We start from the raw sequence: 1,671 nt of genomic DNA, 5'->3' as shown, positions 1-1,671 counted from the left end.
CACCCCCACCCACAGAAAAATTGCAACAGGTGTATGCGAAGTGGCGCCAATTCGCTGACCAGATGACCCGACAAGTCGCGCAAAGCTATGGCACACCGCAGTGGGAATCCCTATGGGCCGCGATCGTCACTCGGTACCAGAAACTATCCTTTCGTGACTTGGTGACTCTGGCAAGTATTGCGTGGAAGCCATCGACTCCCGGCGATTTTGGCGGGCTCGGCATGACCTCGGAAGAGTCCACCCTTTTCTATTCCATCGGTATCGGAGATGGCAGTTGGGGCGCGTTTTATGACGTGTGCTGCCTCTATCCGTTACGCACGGCGATTTTCGGCTTCAGCAGCCAACTGCAACTGGTGCACGGGCGCGTGGGCATTAACGGCAACCCCGCGCCGTCTCCGTACTTGGGGGAAACCACTCTCAAAGACTGCAATGACTTAGCGTTCGACGCGCCACGTTATCTCGGCCTGGCAGCACTGGATGAGTGCCTGCTGTTTATGGAGACCAACGTCAACGGCCAGTCCTTTTATGATCACAGCCGGCAACGCGGCGCAGGCTTTCTGACCGACAGCTCGGTGACACGACTGACCAAGCGGGAAAACGGCCAAATCCGTGTGACTTACGACTGGCACGCCAGCAGCGGCACCGGCAAAACCGAACGCCATGAAGACTTCGATGCCGTGATCATGACACTACCGTCCTGGATTATCGAAACCCACATTCAGTTGGAGAATTTCAACCAGGTCATGCTGCCGTACACTGTCACCAACGCCTATAAAACCGCTCACTGGGAAACCAGCTGCAAGGTCTACGCACCGTTGAAAAAGAGCTTCCTGTCGAAAAACAAAAAAATCCCGCAGATCATGGTCACCGACAGTTTTATCCACGATGTGTACACCTACCGCTACCACGACGTCTATCCCTATGACTGCATTTTGCTCAGCTACACCTGGGAGGACGACGCCAGCAAACTGGCCGCCTTTGACGATCAGGCGCTGGTCAATAAATGCGTCACGGAACTGGACCGCATCCTGTTGCGATGCACCAACATCAAAACGCCGATATCACCCTACATCGACACAGAAAATGCCGTCGTCCAACGCTGGATGACTGACAAGAACGCGCTGGGCTGCGCCAAGCTGTATCGAGCAGGCACTTACTACGACGCGGTCAGCTTGATGCAGTACAACCGCGACTACAGTCCTGTTTCCGGGCTGTATCTGGCGGGCGAATCCTTTTCCGTGGATGCCGGCTGGACCGAACCCTGCTTGCGTGGCGCCGTCGATGCGGTGATCAACCTCTGCCACACCACCCAGGCCACCTTCAACGGAGGGTTTACCCTGGACGATTACCCACGCTATCAGGGGCAATCGCCAATACAGCAACAGCCTACGCTTTAAACCGAAACACCCTACTGACGCACAAGCAAAAAAGACTTCCTATTAAACGCCCGCCCTTAAAGGTGGGCTCATAACAATAAAAAGAGGTCTAGAACATGAACGACTCTACGAGTCCCGTCCGCGTCGCCGTTGTGCAATTCGATCCGCAAGTCGGCACACAAAACCGCCCCGCCAACCTGGAGACCAGCCTCAGCCTTGCGCTACAAGCGGTGAACAATGGCGCCAACTTGATTGTGCTGCCCGAGTTGGCCAACACCGGGTATCTATTCAACAA

At 55.3% G+C, this 1,671-nt stretch carries 2 protein-coding genes; both read left to right on the top strand.

Annotation, left to right across the window (positions count from 1 at the left end; genetic code table 11):
• A partial coding sequence (locus tag FEM54_RS32120) for an FAD-dependent oxidoreductase (protein ID WP_240792836.1) occupies window positions 1-1,397 on the top strand: 1,397 nt, incomplete at its 5' end.
• Between the two features lie 95 nt (window positions 1,398-1,492).
• Window positions 1,493-1,671 (top strand): nitrilase-related carbon-nitrogen hydrolase (locus FEM54_RS32115; protein WP_276614964.1); only part of this gene is annotated, 179 nt, incomplete at its 3' end.

Source organism: Pseudomonas edaphica (assembly GCF_005863185.1).
Taxonomy (GTDB): Bacteria; Pseudomonadota; Gammaproteobacteria; order Pseudomonadales; family Pseudomonadaceae; genus Aquipseudomonas; species Aquipseudomonas edaphica.
This window is presented reverse-complemented; position numbering and strand designations above follow the sequence as displayed.